Genomic DNA, 17,406 nt, shown 5'->3' with positions numbered 1-17,406 from the left:
GAATATGAAGAAAAAGACAGTGCTGGAGCTTGGAATACTGACATTCGCATGTATGCAGGTCCTGTGCGGCTGTGAAAAACAGCAGGACAGTCCGCTGATGACGGTTCAGGTCGGAGTGGCATGCTATAATCAGAGCGATACGTTTTTAAGTGAGCTGCTCGCAAGCTTTAAAGAGCAGCTTTCCGGTATGGAGACACAGGAGCTAAGTGCTACAGTGATGCAAAAGGATGCGGCAGGGTCACAGCGGACGCAGGACGATCAGGTCAGAGAGCTTCTTGACGCGGGCTGCAATGTGCTGTGTGTGAACCTGGCAGACCGGACGAATCCGTCTGAGATCATTGAGCTGGCGCGGGAGAGAGAGGTGCCGATCATATTTTTCAACCGCGAGCCGGTGGCGGAGGATCTGATGCAGTGGAGCGATCTGTATTATGTGGGGGCAGACGCCCAGCAATCCGGAGTGATGCAGGGAGAGCTGGCGGCGGATGCGATCCTCGCGAACAGTCAGATCGACCGGAACCACGACGGGAAAATACAGTATGTCGTGCTGGAGGGAGAGACTGGCCATCAGGATGCGATCATCCGCACAGAAAAAGCGGTAGATACACTAAAGGATAAAGGGATCGGGCTGGAAAAACTCAGTTACGCGATCGCGAATTGGAACCGTGCGCAGGCACAGAACCGTATGACGCAGATGATCGGGCAGTATCGTAATGATATAGAGCTGGTACTTGCAAACAATGACGATATGGCGCTGGGAGCAGTTGACGCGTATGAAAAGCTGAATTATACAGAGTCTACGCTTCCTGTATTTTTCGGTATAGACGGGACGCGGGAGGGGCTGCGCGCAGTAGCGGACGGAAGGCTTGCCGGCACAGTATATAATGATAAAGAAGGGCAGGCAGGAGCGATGGCGCGTCTTGCGGTTGCGCTTGTCTGCGGAGAAGGGATGCAGGAGCTGTCCTTTGAAAAGGAGCGCTGTATTTATCTGCCGTACGCCAAGGTAACGGCAGATAATATAGAAGAGTATCAGCACTGACGATAGATGTCGTAGATCAGAGCCTCTGATTTTTCCCAGCCAAGGCAGGGGTCTGTGATGGACTTTCCATAGATGAGCTCGCCGTCACCGATTTTCTGGCAGCCGTCCTCTATGTAGCTTTCGATCATCAGCCCCTTTACCAGCTTTTTGATGCCGGGGTTGTAGTTCCTGCTGTGCAGGATCTCCATAGAGATGCGGATCTGCTCCAGAAAACGCTTGCCGGAATTGGAATGGTTCGTGTCAATGATAGCGGCAGGGTTTTTCAAATTCCGCTTTTCATACATCTCAAGCAGGAGCTGAAGATCCTCGTAGTGGTAATTCGGGATCGTATTTCCGTGCTTATTGGTAGCGCCGCGCAGCACGACATGGGCAAGGGGGTTTCCGTCCGTATTGACATCCCACCCGCGGTAGATAAAGTTGTGCTTTGCCTGCGCTGCTACAACGGAATTGAGCATAACGGAAAAATCTCCGCTTGTCGGGTTCTTCATACCGGCAGGTACGTCCATGCCGCTGACAGTCATCCGGTGGTGCTGATCCTCGACAGAGCGGGCACCGATCGCGACATAGGAGAGGAGATCGTCAAGGTAACGCCAGTTTTCCGGGTAAAGCATCTCGTCCGCAGCGGTAAGACCGGTTTCCTCGATTGCCATTGCGTGCAGCTTGCGCATAGCTACGATACCGGCAAATACGTCCGGTTTTTTTTCAGGGTCAGGCTGATGCATCAGCCCTTTGTAGCCTTCGCCGGTCGTGCGGGGCTTGTTGGTGTAGATGCGCGGGATCAGGATGATCCGGTCGCCCACCTTATCCTGCACACGGCAGAGACGGTGCATGTAATCCATGACGGACTCCACATTGTCAGCGGAGCAGGGTCCGATGATCAGGAGGAATTTATCTGATTTTCCGGTAAAGACATCACGGATCTGAGCGTCCCGCTCCTGCTTGATCCGGACCACTTTTTCAGAAAGCGGATATTGTTTTTTTACTTCTGCCGGGATCGGCAGTTTTTTTACGAAATTAATAGCCATTGGTCAGCCTCACTTTATCTATATTGTTTTCTGTCATCCTGATTTATTATAGTACAGTGCCAGAGAATTGTCGATATATTTTTTGGGTTTTCATTTTCTGTCTTATATGATATAGTAGGAAAGATTGAATCAAGAGAAAGAGGCATAGGATATGAGTGAAAAAAGAAAACATTATTTTCCGATGTTTGTGGATCTTACAGATAAAAAGGTAGTCGTTGCGGGAGCGGGGACGATCGCAAAGCGCCGCATCCGCGCACTGGCGGAGTTTACGGACCGGCTTGTGGTGGTCGCACCGGAGGTAAACCAGGAGCTAAAGGAGATGGAGGCCAGAGGAAAGCTTACGATCCTGAAGAAGCATTGCGAGCGCGAGGACCTTTATGATGCGGCGCTTGTGATCGCGGCTACCAACGATAATAAAATCAATCAGGAAATCTATTCTGTATGCAAATGTCTTGGCATCCCTGTGAATGTCTGCGCAGACAAGACGAAGTGTGATTTCTATTTTCCGGGGATTGTCACAGATGAAAATTTTGTGGTAGGCATCAGTACGAGCGGGCGTGAGCACAAAAAAGCGCGTGAAGTCACAGACAAGATACAGGCGCTGCTTGCGCAGGAAGAATAAAGGAGAGAGGCAGATGCTGGTAAAGATTTTTACAGACGGAGCGGCAAGAGGAAACCCGGAGGGACCGGGAGGCTATGGTGCAGTGCTGCAGTACGTCGACACTGCGGGGACGCTGCACGAGAGAGAGTTTTCTCAGGGCTACAAAAAGACGACAAATAACCGCATGGAGCTGATGGCGGCGATCGTTGGGCTGGAAGCGCTCAACCGGCCGTGCGAAGTAGAGCTGTATTCGGATTCGAAATATCTGACCGATGCGTTCAACAGGCACTGGATCGATGGCTGGATCCGCAGAGGCTGGAAGCGCGGGAAAAATGAGCCGGTCAAAAATGTGGATCTGTGGCAGAGGCTGCTTGCCGCCGCAAAGCCGCATGAGATCCGTTTTATATGGGTGAAGGGACATGACGGTCATCCGGAAAATGAGCGGTGCGACGCTCTGGCGACATCGGCAGCAGACGGAACGGATCTGATCGAGGATGTGATACGGCAGGTCTGATACAAAATAAAAGAAGCGCAAAACAGATCCGATGAAACAGTTGAAAAGAGCCGGATGCTGTGCTATCATATTTTTCAGGCGAAAAAGCCAGAAGCCATCAGGTATGGCGGCAGCGGCGCAGAGAAAGGAAGGAAGAGAATGTCGGCAATTATTAGTGAATTTATTTTGGAACTGGTAAAACTGATCGCTTTGATCGGGGTTTCTCTTGCAGCGATTTTCTGCGGAAAGAAGCTGCGTGACAGAAAAGATGCAAAAAAAGCTTCTGAGCTTTCATCAAAAGACAAATAAGAGTTTATATCAAGAAAAAATGTTGGAGGAATTATTGTGAAAAAATACGGAGTGAACGAGCTGAGAAAAATGTTTCTCGACTTTTTTAGGAGTAAGGATCATCTGGTGATGAACAGCTTTTCGCTGGTGCCGCACAATGACAACAGCCTGCTTTTGATCAATGCGGGTATGGCGCCGCTGAAGCCGTACTTTACAGGCGCGGAGATCCCGCCGAAGCGCAGAGTCGCTACGTGTCAGAAGTGTATCCGTACCGGCGATATTGAGAATGTGGGAAAGACTGCCCGCCACGGCACATTTTTTGAGATGCTCGGTAATTTTTCCTTCGGTGACTATTTCAAAAAAGAAGCGATCGCATGGTCCTGGGAATTTTTGACTGAGGTAGTGGGGCTTGATCCGCAGCGTCTCTATCCGTCGGTGTATGTCGAGGATGACGAGGCATGGAACATCTGGCATGAGCAGATCGGGATCCCGGCAGAGCGTATTTTCCGCTTTGGCAAGGAGGATAACTTCTGGGAGCATGGCGCAGGTCCGTGCGGTCCGTGCTCGGAAATCTACTATGACCGCGGAGAAAAGTACGGATGCGGCAAAGAGGGCTGTACGGTAGGCTGTGACTGTGACCGCTATATTGAGGTATGGAATAACGTATTTACACAGTTTGAGAATGACGGCAAGGGGAACTATGAGACCCTGCAGCAGAAAAACATTGATACAGGTATGGGACTGGAACGTCTCGCTGCGGTCGTACAGGATGTGGATTCTATTTTCGACGTGGATACGATGCAGGCGCTGCGTGACAGAGTCTGTGAGTTTGCGCATACACAGTATAAGGCAGATGAGAAAAAGGATGTGTCGATCCGTCTGATCGTGGATCATATCCGTTCTGCGACATTTATGATCTCTGACGGCATCATGCCGACGAATGAGGGACGCGGCTATGTACTCCGCCGTCTGATCCGCCGGGCGGCCCGCCACGGACGGATGCTTGGTATTGAGAGCAGTTTCCTCTCCAGACTTTCCGAGACTGTGATCGAGGGATCAAAGGACGGCTATCCTGAGCTTGAGGAGAAAAAGGAGTTCATCTTTAAGGTGCTTTCTCAGGAGGAGGAGAAGTTCAGCCATACGATTGACCAGGGTCTGAACATCCTCGCTGATATGGAAAGCGAGCTGGAAAAATGCGGGACAAAGATGCTCTCCGGCAAAGATGCGTTTGTCCTTTATGATACGTACGGCTTTCCGCTCGATCTGACAAAGGAGATCCTGGAGGAAAAAGGCTATACGATCGATGAGGAAGGCTTCGGGGCATGTATGGAGGAGCAGCGCCAGATGGCCCGCAAGGCGCGCGGCACAACGAACTATATGGGCGCGGACGCGACAGTATACGATCAGATCGATGCGTCTGTGACAACAGAGTTTGTCGGCTACGACGCTCTGCGCGCAGAGTCTGTGATCACTGTGCTTACGACGCAGACAGAGCTTACAGAAGCGCTTACTGAGGGTGTGCACGGTACTGTGATCACACAGCAGACGCCGTTTTATGCGACTATGGGCGGACAGAACGGAGATACCGGTGTGATCTCCTGCGCATCCGGAAGCTTTATCGTAGAAGATACGATCCATCTGCTCGGAGGAAAGTACGGTCATGTCGGCTATATGGCAGAGGGCATGATCAAGACAGGAGATACGGTGACGCTTACGGTAGACGAGACATGCAGAAAGAATACCTGCAAGAACCACAGTGCGACCCATCTGCTGCAGAAAGCTTTGAAGACGGTGCTCGGCTCACATGTAGAGCAGAAGGGTTCTCTGGTGACGCCGGACAGACTGCGTTTTGACTTTGCACATTTCCAGGCAATGACGCCGGAGGAGCTTGCGAAGGTGGAAGAGCTTGTAAATCAGGAGATCGCAGCGGCCCTTCCTGTGCGCACGGATATTATGAGTATTGAGGACGCAAAAAAGACGGGGGCGATGGCGCTCTTTGGCGAGAAATACGGCGATGAGGTGCGCGTGGTATCCATGGGAGATTTCTCAAAGGAGCTGTGCGGAGGCACGCATGTCGGCAACACCTCTCAGATCGCTACCTTCAAGATCGTTTCCGAGGCTGGTATCGCGGCAGGAGTGCGCCGTATCGAGGCGCTGACAGGCGACGGGGTATTCGCATATTATAAAGCGGCAGAGAAGGAACTTCATGAGGCTGCGGCTCTCCTTAAGACTACGCCGGCAAAACTGCTTGAGAAGATCGCTTCTTTGCAGGCAGAGCTTAAAAATGCACACAGTGAGAACGAGTCCCTGAAGAGCAAGCTGGCTAAGGATGCGCTCGGAAATGTGATGGATCAGGTGTGCGAGATCTCTGGCGTGAAGCTGCTTGCGGCAAAGCTTGCGGGCGTTGACATGAACGGCCTGAGAGAGCTTGGCGATCAGCTGAGAGAAAAGCTTGGAGAGGGCGTGGTGCTTCTGGCTTCAGTAAATGATGGAAAGGTCAATCTGATGGCAGCGGCAACAGACGGAGCGATGAAACAGGGGGCTCATGCAGGAAATCTGATCAAGGGTATCGCAGCGCTTGTCGGCGGCGGCGGCGGTGGACGACCGAACATGGCTCAGGCAGGTGGAAAGGATCCTTCCGGTGTGGAGGCAGCCCTTGAAAAGGCAAAAGAAGTCCTTGCTTCACAGCTCGCATAAAAAAATAACATCTTTTTGCGGTAAAATACGGAAAAATAGTTGACGAAAATCGAAAATATGGTATACTACGTATTAGTGCAATAAAAATACCCAGACAGTTGTATTATGCACAATCTACAACTGGAGGGAGGTTAGGTGTGAGACAATGTCAAATGTAATCGTAAAAGAAAACGAAACTTTGGACAGCGCTTTACGCCGTTTCAAAAGAAACTGCGCAAAGGCTGGTATCCAGCAGGAGATTCGTAAAAGAGAACATTACGAGAAGCCGAGCGTAAGACGTAAGAAAAAGTCTGAGGCAGCTCGCAAGCGTAAATTCAATTAATGTGCAGTAAAATCCCTGGTCAGAGATGGTCAGGGATTTTTTCATCCGGTGAGATGATCTCGTTGCAGGGATATCCGCTATGAAAAGGAAGGGAGGACAGAAGATGAAAAAAACATCAAAGCGTCTGCTGGGAAGAATTATATCCGTTGTACTGGCAGTGCTGTTTCAGGTACTGTGGGTGATCCTTCTCGTGCTTGTCCTGCGGAACCATTTTCCGCTGGTAGGACTTTTGATCGAGCTGTTCAGTACGATCGCCATTTTGTGGATTGTCAGCAAGGATATTAATCCGGCATATAAGCTGGCATGGACGATACTGATCCTGGCTCTGCCGATCGCGGGAGCTGTCATCTATCTGCTGTTTGGAAAGTCGAGACTCGGCAAGGAGCTGCAGCGCAGGCTGGACGGGGCGATGCACGAGGCATCGCAGTATCTGGTACAGGACGAGGCAGTAAGCAGCAAGCTGGAGGAGGAGAGCCGCACGGTAGCGTGTCAGACAGATTATCTGTATAATACAGCAGGCTTTCCGGTCTATCAGAATACAAAGACGCAGTATTTCCGTGTCGGTCAGGAGCTGTACAGCCGTCTGCTCCATGAGCTGAAAAAAGCAGAGCACTATATTTTTATGGAGTATTTTATTATTGACGACGGAGAGATGTGGCAGGGGATCCTGGACATTCTGGAGGAGAAGGCGCGTCTCGGTCTGGATGTGCGTCTGATCTATGATGACTGGGGATGCGCGAGCACAATGCCGCAGGAGTTTCGGATGTCGCTCCAGAGCAGAGGGATCCGGTGCGAGGTATTTAACCCGCTGCTGCCGATCGCCTCGGTTCTTCTGAATAATCGTGACCACCGCAAGATCACGGTCATTGACGGGTATATTGGATTTACGGGAGGCGTGAACCTGGCAGACGAGTATATTAACCGCAGGGAGCGCTTCGGCTACTGGAAGGATACGGGAGTCATGCTGCGCGGAGAGGCAGTCTGGAGCTTTACCGTTATGTTTCTTCAGATGTGGAGCGTGCTGGCCAATGAATCACCGGACTATGGAAAATACCGTCCGCATGAGTGGCACGAGCAGCCCTTTGAGAGCGACGGCTTTGTACAGCCGTATGGCGACACTCCGCTTGACCATGAGACAGTCGGGGAGTCTGTTTATCTGAATATTATCAACCGCGCCAAAAAATATGTATATATTTTTACGCCGTATCTGATCACAGATAATGAGATGACGACTGCCCTGTGCCTGGCGGCAAAAAGTGGAGTGGATGTTCGGATCGTCACCCCGGGCATACCGGATAAAAAGCTTGTTTTTCTGCTTACGAGATCCTATTATGACAAGCTGATCGCATCAGGGGTGCGGGTATTTGAGTACAAGCCGGGCTTTCTCCACGCAAAATCCTTTGTGTGTGACGACTGCATTGCGACAGTCGGGACGATCAATCTTGATTACCGCAGCCTGTATCTGCATTTTGAGTGCGGCGTATGGATGTATCAGACAGACGCTGTCATGCAGATAAAGGAGGATGCACTTGATATCCTGGAGCAGTGCCGGGAGATCAGCGCGCTGGACTGCATGAACAAAAGCGGCTGGACCAGACTGTGGCAGAGTATTTTGCGCCTGTTTGCTCCACTGCTGTAATACGGACGCTTCCTGGCATAAGCCGTCATATTTTTCATGATCGCTAATATAGTTAAGTAAGGACATGGCAGGTGATGATTATGAAAAGAACGGCAGCAGTATGGCTGGCAGGACTGATGGCGGCGATGAGCGTATTTCCGGCGGAGGCGGCATCGTACGTTCCAATGGAGGAGGCGCAGTATGCACCGGTTTCGCCAAATGAGGATCAGGAGGTATCCGGACAGAGACACAGGACGGATGAGGCGGCGGCTCTGGCAGCATCGCTGCAGACTCCGCATGCGCTTGTGATGGAGGTGTCGACGGGCAAGGTACTGTTCGAAAAGGACGCGGATGCGAAGCTGCATCCGGCGAGCGTGACAAAGATCATGACCGTATTACTGACTTTTGAGGCGCTTGAGCAGGGGAAACTTACCTGGGATCAGGAAGTGATGACCAGTGCGCACGCAAAGTCTATGGGTGGTTCACAGGTATTTCTGGAGGAAGGAGAGGTCCAGACGGTTGATACGCTGCTTAAATGTATTCTGATCGCGTCAGGAAATGATGCGTCGGTGGCGATGGCAGAGCAGATCGCGGGCAGCGAGGAGGCCTTTGTCGCCCGAATGAATGAAAAAGCTGCGCAGCTTGGGATGAAAAATACACATTTCGTAGACTGCTGCGGACTGACAGATTCCCAGGAGCACTATACATCGGCGCGGGACGTGGCTTTGATGTCCCGGGAGCTTTTGCTGAATTATCCGCAGGTAGTGGAGTACTCTGATATATGGATGGAGGATATTACACACGTGACGGCAAAAGGCAGCAGTGTATTTACTCTTTCCAATACCAATAAGCTGCTGCGCGCATACAGCGGATGCGACGGGCTGAAAACGGGAAGCACGAGCCGCGCAAAATTTTGTCTCAGTGCAACTGCGCGGCGCGACGGGATCCGGCTGATCGGGACAGTGATGACTGCGCCTGATTCCAAGATCCGTTTTGCCGAAGCGGCGCAGCTGCTTAATTATGGATTCTCCAGATGTACGATGTACCACGATGATGAAATGGAGAAGCTGCCGGATATCGAGGTCCGGGGAGCGCTCAACCAGATGGTGCGGGTGGAATATCAGGATACCTTTTCCTACCTGAGCACGGAAAATGAGGATTTTTCTCAGATCAGGAAGCAGCAAAAGTGGCAGGAGGATGTCGCAGCCCCTCTTGAAAAGGGAGCAAAAGTAGGCGAGCTTGTCTATACGCTTGGCGATAAGGAGATCGGCCGGGTAGCGATCGTGACCGCAGAAGGAGTAGAACGGGCAGACTATTTTGACTGGGTGCAGGAAATGTGGAGGCTTTGGACGATATAAAGCCGGCGGGAGATGGAGACAAAAGCGGGGATATGGCACCGTTGGCACAGAAGCAGAAATATGATATAATAGAAAAATGATCAGGATTCCCGGAGCGTATCCAGGCTGCGGGAATCGCTGTGCAGTGTGAAGCGGTTTGTGCCGCACAGTACCAGCTGTGCGGTATGACCTGAGAAAGGACGGGTGAGTACGATGCCGGAGTTTAAAGTAGCGCGATACCGGATAAAGGCAGAGAAGGGTCAGCACAATATACAGCAGCCGTTTTCGGCTGTTTTTCTAAGTGATCTGCATAATGCAAGCTACGGCGACCATAATTGCAGACTTTTGGCGGCGATCCGCAGCGCGGATCCATCCCTTGTGCTCATTGCAGGAGACATGCTGACAGCAGCAAAGGATGCGGTGGAGATGGACGCGGCACTGGAGCTGATGGATGAGCTCACAAGGAAATATCCGGTCTTTTATGCAAACGGAAATCATGAGCATCGTATGAAGATCAATACAGAACGATATGCAGATGCGTATGAGCGGTATGCGGACAAGATCAGAAGCTTTGGAGTCCACCTGATCGAAAATGGGTGCGAGCGCGTCCAGATCGGCAGATTTCCGCTTGCGATCTGGGGACTGGAGCTTCCGGGGGAATATTTTTACAAGGGAAAGATGCCGCAGCTTACGAGGATGCAGATAACCGATCTGATCGGAGAGCCGGATGCGTCGGCATACAATATTCTGCTTGCCCACCATCCGGTATATGCGAAGATATATGCGGCATGGGGAGCGGATCTGGCGCTTTCCGGGCATCTGCACGGAGGACTTGTCCGGGTGCCGTATCTGGGTGGCCTGATCAGTCCGCAGCTTCGGCCTTTTCCGCGTTATGACCGCGGCATGTATGAGATCACAGACGGGAAGCGGCTGATCGTCAGCGGCGGTCTGGGAAGTCATACGATACCGCTGCGCATCAACAATCCGCCGCAGCTTGTGGTGATCGATTTTGTCTGAAAGGAATAAAGATATCAGATGGGAATACCGGTAAAACTGCAGGCGTTTGAGGGACCGCTCGATCTTCTGCTGCATTTGATCGAAAAAAATAAAGTAAATATTTACGACATTCCGATCGTGGAGATCACAGAACAGTACATGGAATACATCAAGGATATTCCAAATGAGGATCTCGATATCATGAGCGAATTCCTTGTGATGGCGGCAACGCTTCTGGATATTAAATCAAGGATGCTGCTTCCGCCGGAGGTGACGGAGGAAGGAGAGGAGATCGATCCGAGGGAGGAGCTTGTGCAGAAGCTTCTGGAATACAAAATGTACAAGTATATGTCGTATGAGCTGCGCGACCGGCAGGAGGACGCTTCTTTTCGGATGTTCAAGGAGCCGACGATACCAGATGAGGTGAAAGCATATCGCGAACCCGTTGATATTGATGCGCTTCTGGGAAATGTGACGCTTCAGAAACTGTACGCCACCTTTCAGGATATTCTTCGCAGGCAGGAGGATCGTGTAGATCCGATCAGAAGCCGGTTTGGGAACGTAAAAAAAGAAGAATTTGACTTAAGTGAGACGATGCATTTTGTGAGCTCCTATATTATGGAGCGCGGAAGCTGTATGTTCGGCGAGATTCTGCGGCTTCGCAGAGGAAAGATGTATAAGATCGTCACTTTTCTGACGCTTTTGCAGCTGATGAAGGAGGGACAGGTAGAGGTCGAGCAGCCGGAGACCTTTGCAGATATTCAGATACGGTTTACCGGAAAGGAAGGAGAGCTTGGAGAGCTGTCCGGAGATTATGACTGAGCGTTTTTAGGATGCGTTCAAAGGATTGAGGAGAAATACGAGTGGACACAAAAAAGACAGAAGCGGCGATCGAAGCGATTCTTTTTGCGATGGGCGGATCTGTTGAGCTGGAAAAGATCGCAAAAGCAGTCGAACTGGATACAGGTACAGTAAAAGAGATCATTACAGGGATGATGAAGCGCTATCAGGCGCAGGAGCGGGGGATACAGATCCTGGAATTGGAGGATGCGTATCAGCTTTGTACGAAAACAGAGCTGTATGAGTATCTGATCCGTGTGGCAAAGCAGCCGCGTAAGATCGCGTTGAGCGACGTTGTGATGGAGACTCTGTCGATCATTGCGTATAAGCAGCCGATCACAAAGCTTGAGATAGAAAAGATCCGTGGGGTAAAGTGCGACCATGCAGTAAATAAGCTGGTCGAATACAACCTGGTCACAGAGCTTGGGAGACTGGATGCGCCGGGCAGACCGCTCCTGTTTGGCACAACAGAGGAATTCCTGCGCCATTTCGGAGTACATTCCCTGGAAGATCTTCCTACTCTGAATCCGGTTCAGATAGAGGACTTTAAAGCAGAGGCTGAAGAAGAAGTACAAATGAAGCTGGATCTGGAGGTCTGAATACCGGGAATATCCCGGCAGGTATCCAGACAGGCACAGGAGCTGCATCAGTCATACAGCGGTCAGCTGGCGCATACATATGCTAAGAGCTGGTGGCGGAGGGCCTTTTGTATGAAAGACAGATGGAAGCAGTGCGTGACCTGGATCAGTTGTTTTTTTATCCTCCTGTATGTGCCGCAGACAGCGGCGGCGTATGAGGAGATGGAGCTATACGCCCGCAGTGCCGTCCTGATGGATGGAGACAGCGGGCGTATTCTTTATGGGCGGGGGGAAGATACTCCTATGCCTATGGCAAGCACAACAAAGATCATGACATGTATCGTAGCGCTGGAGCAGGCGGAGCTGGATATGATCTGCACCGTTTCAGAAAATGCAGCAGCGCAGCCGAAGGTAAAGCTTGGGATGATAAAAGGAGATACCTTTTATCTGGAGGATCTGCTGTATTCTCTGATGCTGGAGTCACATAATGATACGGCTGTGTGTATTGCAGAGGCCGTAGGCGGAAGCGTCCAGGGATTTGCAGATCGGATGAACCAGAAGGCCGCGCAGATCGGCTGTGAAAATACATACTATATCACTCCGAACGGACTGGATGCACAGGATGCGCGCGGGGAGCATCATACGACGGCAGAAGAGCTTGCCCTGGTCATGCGTTACTGTCTGAGACAGTCCGAATGCTCCGGGCTGTTCTTAAAGATCACACGGGCAGCTTCCCACACCTTTACAAATGTAGCGGGAAGCAGGAACTATTCCTGCACAAATCACAACGCGCTGCTTACGATCCTGAAAGAGGCAGTATCCGGAAAGACCGGATTTACCGGGAAGGCAGGCTACTGTTATATTGGTGCAGCACAGCGCGATGGACGGCTTCTGATCGTCTCTTTGCTGGCATGCGGATGGCCGAATAATAAAGGCTATAAATGGGTGGATACCAAAAAGCTGGTAAAGTATGGATTTGAAAATTTTGAGAAACGCTTACTTGTGGAACAGCCGCAAAAGACGGCTGATATCTGCGTTTCGGGAGGAAGCGTGCCATCTGTTGCCACTGCTGTTGATTACGCAGGGACAACAGGAAAAGTGAGTAATACGACCGTTTTGATGCAGCCCGGGGAGCAGGTTGAGGTGCGCACGAAGCTGGCGGAAAATCTGCAGGCGCCGGTGCAGAAGGGGCAGGAGGTAGGGCGTGTCAGCTACCTGGTCGGCGGTACTGTATATGCGCAGTATCCGGTCGTTGCGAGGGAGGTTGTGCCGGTCTGGAATTACACTTCCTGCCTGCGGGAACTGATACACAGAATTTTGTTTCTCTATACCGGATAATGTAGCTGTCTTCTTGAAAAATATGGCGAAAAGACTTGCAATTTTCTGCCAAACACGCTACTATAGACTCGGCAGAAATTGGTTTACATTATTAATATAACAATGGAGGGCTGAAGAATGAGTAATACAGCACAAAGCTTAGCAGGCAAAAGAATCGCTTCTTTGCTTGATGAGAACAGTTTTGTTGAGATCGGCGGATACGTTACTGCCAGAAGTACTGATTTCAACATGCAGCAGACGGAGACACCGGGTGATGGCGTGATCACAGGTTACGGTGTGATTGATGGCAATCTGGTTTATGTGTACAGCCAGGATGCGTCTGTACTTGGCGGAACCATTGGTGAGATGCATGCGAAAAAGATCGCAGGTCTTTACGATATGGCGATGAAAATGGGAGCTCCGGTGATCGGACTTCTTGACTGCGCAGGCCTTAGACTTCAGGAGGCTACAGATGCACTGAATGCATTTGGCGAGATCTATATGAAGCAGACACTGGCATCCGGCGTTATTCCGCAGATTTCCGCAGTATTCGGGACATGCGGCGGCGGTCTGGCACTTGTACCGGCGCTGACAGATTTCACATTTATGGAAGGCAAGAAGGCAGAGCTTTTTGTAAACTCCCCGAATGCACTTGATGGAAACACAAAAGAGAAGTGCAATACTGCAGCAGCAGCTTTCCAGAGTGAAGAGGCAGGTCTGGTTGATTTCGTTGGCACAGAGGATGAGATCCTTGCAGGCATCCGTGAACTTGTGACAATGCTTCCGGCCAACAACGAAGATGATATGTCCTATGAGGAGTGCACAGATGATCTTAACCGTGTATGCGCAGATCTTGCAAATGCAGCGGGAGATACGTCCATCCTCATTTCCAATATCGCTGATGACAATAATTTCGTCGAGGTAAAGGCTGCTTATGCACCGGATATGGTGACAGGCTTCATCCGTCTGAACGGAACGACCGTCGGCGTAGTTGCAAACCGCACAGAGATCTATGATGAGGAAGGCGCACTGAAGGAGTCTTTCGAAAGTGTATTAAGCGCAAGAGGAGCAGAGAAGGCGGCACAGTTCGTTACATTCTGTGATGCGTTTGAGATCCCGGTACTGACTCTGACGAATGTGACAGGCTTTAAGGCTTCCAAGTGTTCTGAGAAAAAGATCGCAAAGGCTGTGGCAAAGCTTACATACGCTTTCGCAAATGCGACAGTTCCGAAGGTAAACGTGATCATCGGAAAGGCGTTCGGCAGCGCATACGTTGCAATGAACAGCAAGGCGATCGGTGCTGATATGACATTTGCATGGAGTCAGGCACAGATCGGCATGATGGATGCGCAGCTTGCGGCAAAGATCATGTATGCAGATGCAGACGCGAAGGTTATCAATGAGAAGGCGGCAGAGTATGCAGCCCTTCAGTCAAGCGCAGCAGCAGCAGCCAGAAGAGGCTATGTAGATAATATCATCGAGGCAGAAGACACAAGAAAATATGTGATCGGTGCATTCGAGATGTTATTCACAAAGAGAGATGATCGCCCGTCCAAAAAGCACGGAACAGTTTAAGCGAGGTGAATCACATGAAACGTAGATTAAGCGCAGTATTACTTGCTGTGGGGCTTACAGTGTCAGCTCTTTCCATGGGCGTATATGCGGAGGAGACGGAGACTGCGGCAACAGAGCAGGTGACAGAGGCAGAGACTGCAGCGACAGAAGCAGGCACAGAGGCAGCGCAGTCAGAGCAGGGGACACAGACAGAAGCTCCTGCGACTCCGGAGGATATGGCCAAAGGGCTTCTCGAATCACAGCTTGCTCAGATTTCTTCCTGGACAGACAACGAGATCGAACAGCTCATTGAGAGCGATGATATAACGAGCCAGGCAGTTGCAGGCAACTGGAAATCCGTAAAAGAAGAGCTTGGTGCGTTTGTGGAAGTCACAGATGCAACGCTCAATGCAGAGGGAACGGAGATCACCGGACATGTAAAATATGAGAAGGTGGATGACAACACAACAGTAACGGTAAAATACACAGTCAATCCGGAACAGCAGACAGCTACCATGAACTGGGATATCGAATACCCGATGGCAGTGAAAATGCAGCAGGCAGGCCTGAATACGGTTATGGGACTTGGCATTGTATTTTTAACACTGCTTTTCTTAAGCTGGCTGATCGGACAGCTCCATATCATCCCGGATATGATCGAGAAGCGGACAAAGAAGAGTGAGCCGACGCCGGCAGCAGCACCGGCACCAGCAGCACCGGCTCCGGTTGCAGAGGAAGAGGATCTGACAGATGATCTTGAGCTTGTCGCAGTTATCACAGCGGCGATCGCAGCTTCCGAACAGACATCAACAGACGGATTTGTCGTTCGTTCCATTAAAAAAGCAAATAAAAGAAACTGGCACAGAGCCTAAGTACAGGAGGACATATTCATGAAAACATATACAATCACAGTAAATGGCAATGTATACGATGTAACAGTAGAAGAAGGAACAGGCACAGGAGCACCGGCACCGGCTCCGAAGGCAGCACCGAAGGCAGCGCCAAAAGCAGCACCGGCTCCGAAGGCAGCTCCGGCAGCAGGCGGCGCAGGATCAGTCAAGGTAGCAGCTTCCGTACCGGGCAAGGTATACAAGGTTGAGGCAAGTGTTGGACAGGCTGTAAAAGCAGGTGATCCGATCGTAGTACTTGAGGCAATGAAGATGGAGATCCCGGTTGTTGCTCCGCAGGATGGTACGGTAGCAAGCATCGATGTAACAGCAGGTCAGGCAATCGAATCAGGCGACGTTCTCGCTACTCTGAACTAAGAGCGGGAGAAGCCTGAACGCAACAGACATTGTCTGAGAATTTGAACTGGGAGGTAAAGAAATGTCTTACATTACAAATACGTTGTCCAACTTACTGGATCAGACAGCGTTCCTGAATCTGACATGGGGAAACTATGTCATGATCGCAGTAGCCTGTGTGTTCCTGTATCTGGCAATCAAACACGGATTTGAACCTCTGCTGCTTGTCCCGATCGCATTCGGTATGCTGCTCGTAAATATCTACCCGGATATTATGGCGCAGCCATATACAGACGCAAACGGTATTGAACATGCAGGCGGTCTTCTCCATTATTTCTATCTGATGGATGAGTGGAGTATTCTTCCGTCACTGATTTTCATGGGTGTCGGCGCGATGACAGACTTCGGTCCGCTGATCGCAAACCCGAAGAGCTTTCTGCTCGGTGCAGCAGCACAGCTTGGTATCTATGTAGCTTATTTCCTGGCTATCTTCCTTGGCTTCAACGGCAAGGCAGCAGCAGCGATCTCTATCATCGGTGGTGCAGACGGCCCGACATCGATCTTCCTTGCAGGTAAGCTTGGACAGACAGCCCTGATGGGACCGATCGCCGTAGCGGCATATTCCTATATGTCTCTCGTTCCGATCATCCAGCCTCCGATCATGAAGCTGCTCACAACAGAAGAAGAGAGAAAGATCAAGATGGAACAGCTCCGTCCGGTTTCCAAGCTGGAGAAGATCCTCTTCCCGATCATCATTACGATCGTTGTATGTATGCTTCTTCCGTCCACAGCTCCGCTTGTAGGTATGCTGATGCTTGGTAACCTGTTCCGTGAGTCTGGTGTTGTAAAGCAGCTTACAGAGACAGCTTCCAACGCGATGATGTATATCGTTGTTATCCTGCTTGGTACATCCGTAGGTGCTACGACGAGTGCAGAGGCATTCCTGAACATGAATACGATCAAGATCGTTATTCTTGGACTTGTAGCATTCGCATTTGGTACAGCCGGCGGCGTACTCCTTGGAAAACTGATGTGCAAGCTGACAGGCGGCAAGATCAATCCGCTGATCGGTTCCGCAGGCGTATCTGCAGTACCGATGGCAGCGCGTGTATCACAGAAGGTCGGTGCGGAAGCAGATCCGACAAACTTCCTGCTGATGCATGCAATGGGACCAAACGTAGCAGGTGTTATCGGTACGGCTGTCGCAGCCGGAACATTCATGGCAATATTCGGGGTATGACCTAGAGCACTTAGCGAAAGCGAGCTGATAAGCGCAGCTTGAGTTTAGTGCGAAGGTCGTTCCGGGGAACTTGGCGACTGGCGAGCCGTCAGGCGAAGCCAGAGCCTAGTGAACGGAACTTCCTTAAAAAGCAGTATAGGGCGAACGCCCGCGACCTCAAAAATGCGGAGCGTTTTTGAGGCAGGCACTGCGAATTTATTCCTTTTCCTTATCATTATTA

Annotated in this window: 17 protein-coding genes; 16 read left to right on the top strand and 1 reads right to left on the bottom strand. The window is 50.9% G+C overall.

Features of this window, described 5'->3' with window-relative positions; translation table 11 throughout:
* The first annotated feature begins 4 nt into the window (after window positions 1–4).
* Window positions 5–1,036, top strand: coding sequence for a galactose ABC transporter substrate-binding protein (locus tag QOX44_RS01710; protein ID WP_283680925.1), 1,032 nt, complete (start codon window positions 5–7; stop codon window positions 1,034–1,036).
* On the opposite strand, the gene QOX44_RS01705 is transcribed toward QOX44_RS01710, so the two are convergent.
* Window positions 1,027–2,061, bottom strand: a complete 1,035-nt coding sequence (locus QOX44_RS01705) for a 3-deoxy-7-phosphoheptulonate synthase (RefSeq protein WP_283680924.1) — start codon at window positions 2,059–2,061, stop codon at window positions 1,027–1,029. The two genes, QOX44_RS01710 and QOX44_RS01705, sit on opposite strands and share 10 nt — an antisense overlap.
* Before the next feature lie 151 nt (window positions 2,062–2,212).
* On the opposite strand from QOX44_RS01705, the gene QOX44_RS01700 reads away from it, so the two are divergent.
* The 15 genes from QOX44_RS01700 to QOX44_RS01630 all read left to right on the top strand — a co-directional run bounded on the left by QOX44_RS01700 (window position 2,213) and on the right by QOX44_RS01630 (window position 17,186).
* Window positions 2,213–2,683: a precorrin-2 dehydrogenase/sirohydrochlorin ferrochelatase family protein gene (locus QOX44_RS01700; RefSeq protein WP_283680923.1), complete on the top strand. Its 471-nt coding sequence runs from the start codon at window positions 2,213–2,215 to the stop codon at window positions 2,681–2,683.
* 13 nt (window positions 2,684–2,696) lie between these two features.
* Window positions 2,697–3,176 (top strand): ribonuclease HI, encoded by a 480-nt coding sequence (gene rnhA / locus QOX44_RS01695; RefSeq protein ID WP_283680922.1) that lies wholly within the window; start codon window positions 2,697–2,699, stop codon window positions 3,174–3,176.
* 138 nt (window positions 3,177–3,314) lie between these two features.
* Window positions 3,315–3,464: a hypothetical protein gene (locus tag QOX44_RS01690; RefSeq protein WP_283680921.1), complete on the top strand. Its 150-nt coding sequence runs from the start codon at window positions 3,315–3,317 to the stop codon at window positions 3,462–3,464.
* A gap of 36 nt (window positions 3,465–3,500) precedes the next feature.
* Entirely contained in the window at window positions 3,501–6,140 is a 2,640-nt protein-coding gene (alaS, locus tag QOX44_RS01685) for an alanine--tRNA ligase (protein WP_283680920.1), read from the top strand.
* 145 nt (window positions 6,141–6,285) lie between these two features.
* Window positions 6,286–6,462 (top strand): 30S ribosomal protein S21, encoded by a 177-nt coding sequence (gene rpsU, locus QOX44_RS01680; RefSeq protein ID WP_006864570.1) that lies wholly within the window; start codon window positions 6,286–6,288, stop codon window positions 6,460–6,462.
* A 103-nt stretch (window positions 6,463–6,565) separates the two neighbouring features.
* Window positions 6,566–8,101 (top strand): cardiolipin synthase, encoded by a 1,536-nt coding sequence (gene cls / locus QOX44_RS01675; RefSeq protein ID WP_283680917.1) that lies wholly within the window; start codon window positions 6,566–6,568, stop codon window positions 8,099–8,101.
* Window positions 8,102–8,181: 80 nt separating this feature from the next.
* A complete protein-coding gene (locus QOX44_RS01670; protein ID WP_283680916.1) occupies window positions 8,182–9,438 on the top strand; it encodes a D-alanyl-D-alanine carboxypeptidase family protein in 1,257 nt (418 codons plus the stop codon).
* A 192-nt stretch (window positions 9,439–9,630) separates the two neighbouring features.
* A complete protein-coding gene (locus QOX44_RS01665; RefSeq protein WP_283680915.1) occupies window positions 9,631–10,434 on the top strand; it encodes a metallophosphoesterase in 804 nt (267 codons plus the stop codon).
* A gap of 18 nt (window positions 10,435–10,452) precedes the next feature.
* Window positions 10,453–11,235 (top strand): segregation and condensation protein A, encoded by a 783-nt coding sequence (locus tag QOX44_RS01660; RefSeq protein WP_283680914.1) that lies wholly within the window; start codon window positions 10,453–10,455, stop codon window positions 11,233–11,235.
* 41 nt (window positions 11,236–11,276) lie between these two features.
* The gene (gene scpB, locus QOX44_RS01655; RefSeq protein ID WP_283680913.1) at window positions 11,277–11,852 is read left to right on the top strand and encodes an SMC-Scp complex subunit ScpB; all 576 of its coding nucleotides are present in this window, start codon (window positions 11,277–11,279) and stop codon (window positions 11,850–11,852) included.
* Between the two features lie 111 nt (window positions 11,853–11,963).
* Entirely contained in the window at window positions 11,964–13,169 is a 1,206-nt protein-coding gene (locus QOX44_RS01650) for a D-alanyl-D-alanine carboxypeptidase family protein (protein ID WP_283680912.1), read from the top strand.
* Window positions 13,170–13,286: 117 nt separating this feature from the next.
* Window positions 13,287–14,723: an acyl-CoA carboxylase subunit beta gene (locus QOX44_RS01645; protein WP_283680911.1), complete on the top strand. Its 1,437-nt coding sequence runs from the start codon at window positions 13,287–13,289 to the stop codon at window positions 14,721–14,723.
* A gap of 14 nt (window positions 14,724–14,737) precedes the next feature.
* Entirely contained in the window at window positions 14,738–15,574 is an 837-nt protein-coding gene (locus QOX44_RS01640) for an OadG family protein (RefSeq protein WP_283680910.1), read from the top strand.
* A gap of 18 nt (window positions 15,575–15,592) precedes the next feature.
* The gene (locus QOX44_RS01635) at window positions 15,593–15,967 is read left to right on the top strand and encodes a biotin/lipoyl-containing protein (protein WP_283680909.1); all 375 of its coding nucleotides are present in this window, start codon (window positions 15,593–15,595) and stop codon (window positions 15,965–15,967) included.
* Window positions 15,968–16,028: 61 nt separating this feature from the next.
* Window positions 16,029–17,186: a sodium ion-translocating decarboxylase subunit beta gene (locus QOX44_RS01630; RefSeq protein WP_283680908.1), complete on the top strand. Its 1,158-nt coding sequence runs from the start codon at window positions 16,029–16,031 to the stop codon at window positions 17,184–17,186.
* The last annotated feature ends 220 nt before the right edge of the window (window positions 17,187–17,406 follow it).

This window comes from Parablautia sp. Marseille-Q6255 (assembly GCF_951230155.1).
GTDB lineage: Bacteria > Bacillota > Clostridia > Lachnospirales > Lachnospiraceae > Choladousia.
The sequence above is the reverse complement of the archived record's forward strand: the minus strand, read 5'-3'. Positions and strand labels throughout refer to the sequence as shown.

Bases quoted from the DNA above. Each gene is read 5' to 3' on its own strand.
- QOX44_RS01660 (WP_283680914.1), top strand. From the start codon at position 10,453: ATGGGAATACCGGTAAAACTGCAGGCGTTTGAGGGACCGCTCGATCTT.
- QOX44_RS01630 (WP_283680908.1), top strand. From the start codon at position 16,029: ATGTCTTACATTACAAATACGTTGTCCAACTTACTGGATCAGACAGCG.
- cls (WP_283680917.1), top strand. From the start codon at position 6,566: ATGAAAAAAACATCAAAGCGTCTGCTGGGAAGAATTATATCCGTTGTA.
- rnhA (WP_283680922.1), top strand. From the start codon at position 2,697: ATGCTGGTAAAGATTTTTACAGACGGAGCGGCAAGAGGAAACCCGGAG.
- QOX44_RS01635 (WP_283680909.1), top strand. From the start codon at position 15,593: ATGAAAACATATACAATCACAGTAAATGGCAATGTATACGATGTAACA.
- QOX44_RS01705 (WP_283680924.1), bottom strand. From the start codon at position 2,061: ATGGCTATTAATTTCGTAAAAAAACTGCCGATCCCGGCAGAAGTAAAA.
- QOX44_RS01640 (WP_283680910.1), top strand. From the start codon at position 14,738: ATGAAACGTAGATTAAGCGCAGTATTACTTGCTGTGGGGCTTACAGTG.
- QOX44_RS01650 (WP_283680912.1), top strand. From the start codon at position 11,964: ATGAAAGACAGATGGAAGCAGTGCGTGACCTGGATCAGTTGTTTTTTT.
- QOX44_RS01670 (WP_283680916.1), top strand. From the start codon at position 8,182: ATGAAAAGAACGGCAGCAGTATGGCTGGCAGGACTGATGGCGGCGATG.
- rpsU (WP_006864570.1), top strand. From the start codon at position 6,286: ATGTCAAATGTAATCGTAAAAGAAAACGAAACTTTGGACAGCGCTTTA.
- QOX44_RS01665 (WP_283680915.1), top strand. From the start codon at position 9,631: ATGCCGGAGTTTAAAGTAGCGCGATACCGGATAAAGGCAGAGAAGGGT.
- QOX44_RS01710 (WP_283680925.1), top strand. From the start codon at position 5: ATGAAGAAAAAGACAGTGCTGGAGCTTGGAATACTGACATTCGCATGT.
- QOX44_RS01690 (WP_283680921.1), top strand. From the start codon at position 3,315: ATGTCGGCAATTATTAGTGAATTTATTTTGGAACTGGTAAAACTGATC.
- QOX44_RS01645 (WP_283680911.1), top strand. From the start codon at position 13,287: ATGAGTAATACAGCACAAAGCTTAGCAGGCAAAAGAATCGCTTCTTTG.
- QOX44_RS01700 (WP_283680923.1), top strand. From the start codon at position 2,213: ATGAGTGAAAAAAGAAAACATTATTTTCCGATGTTTGTGGATCTTACA.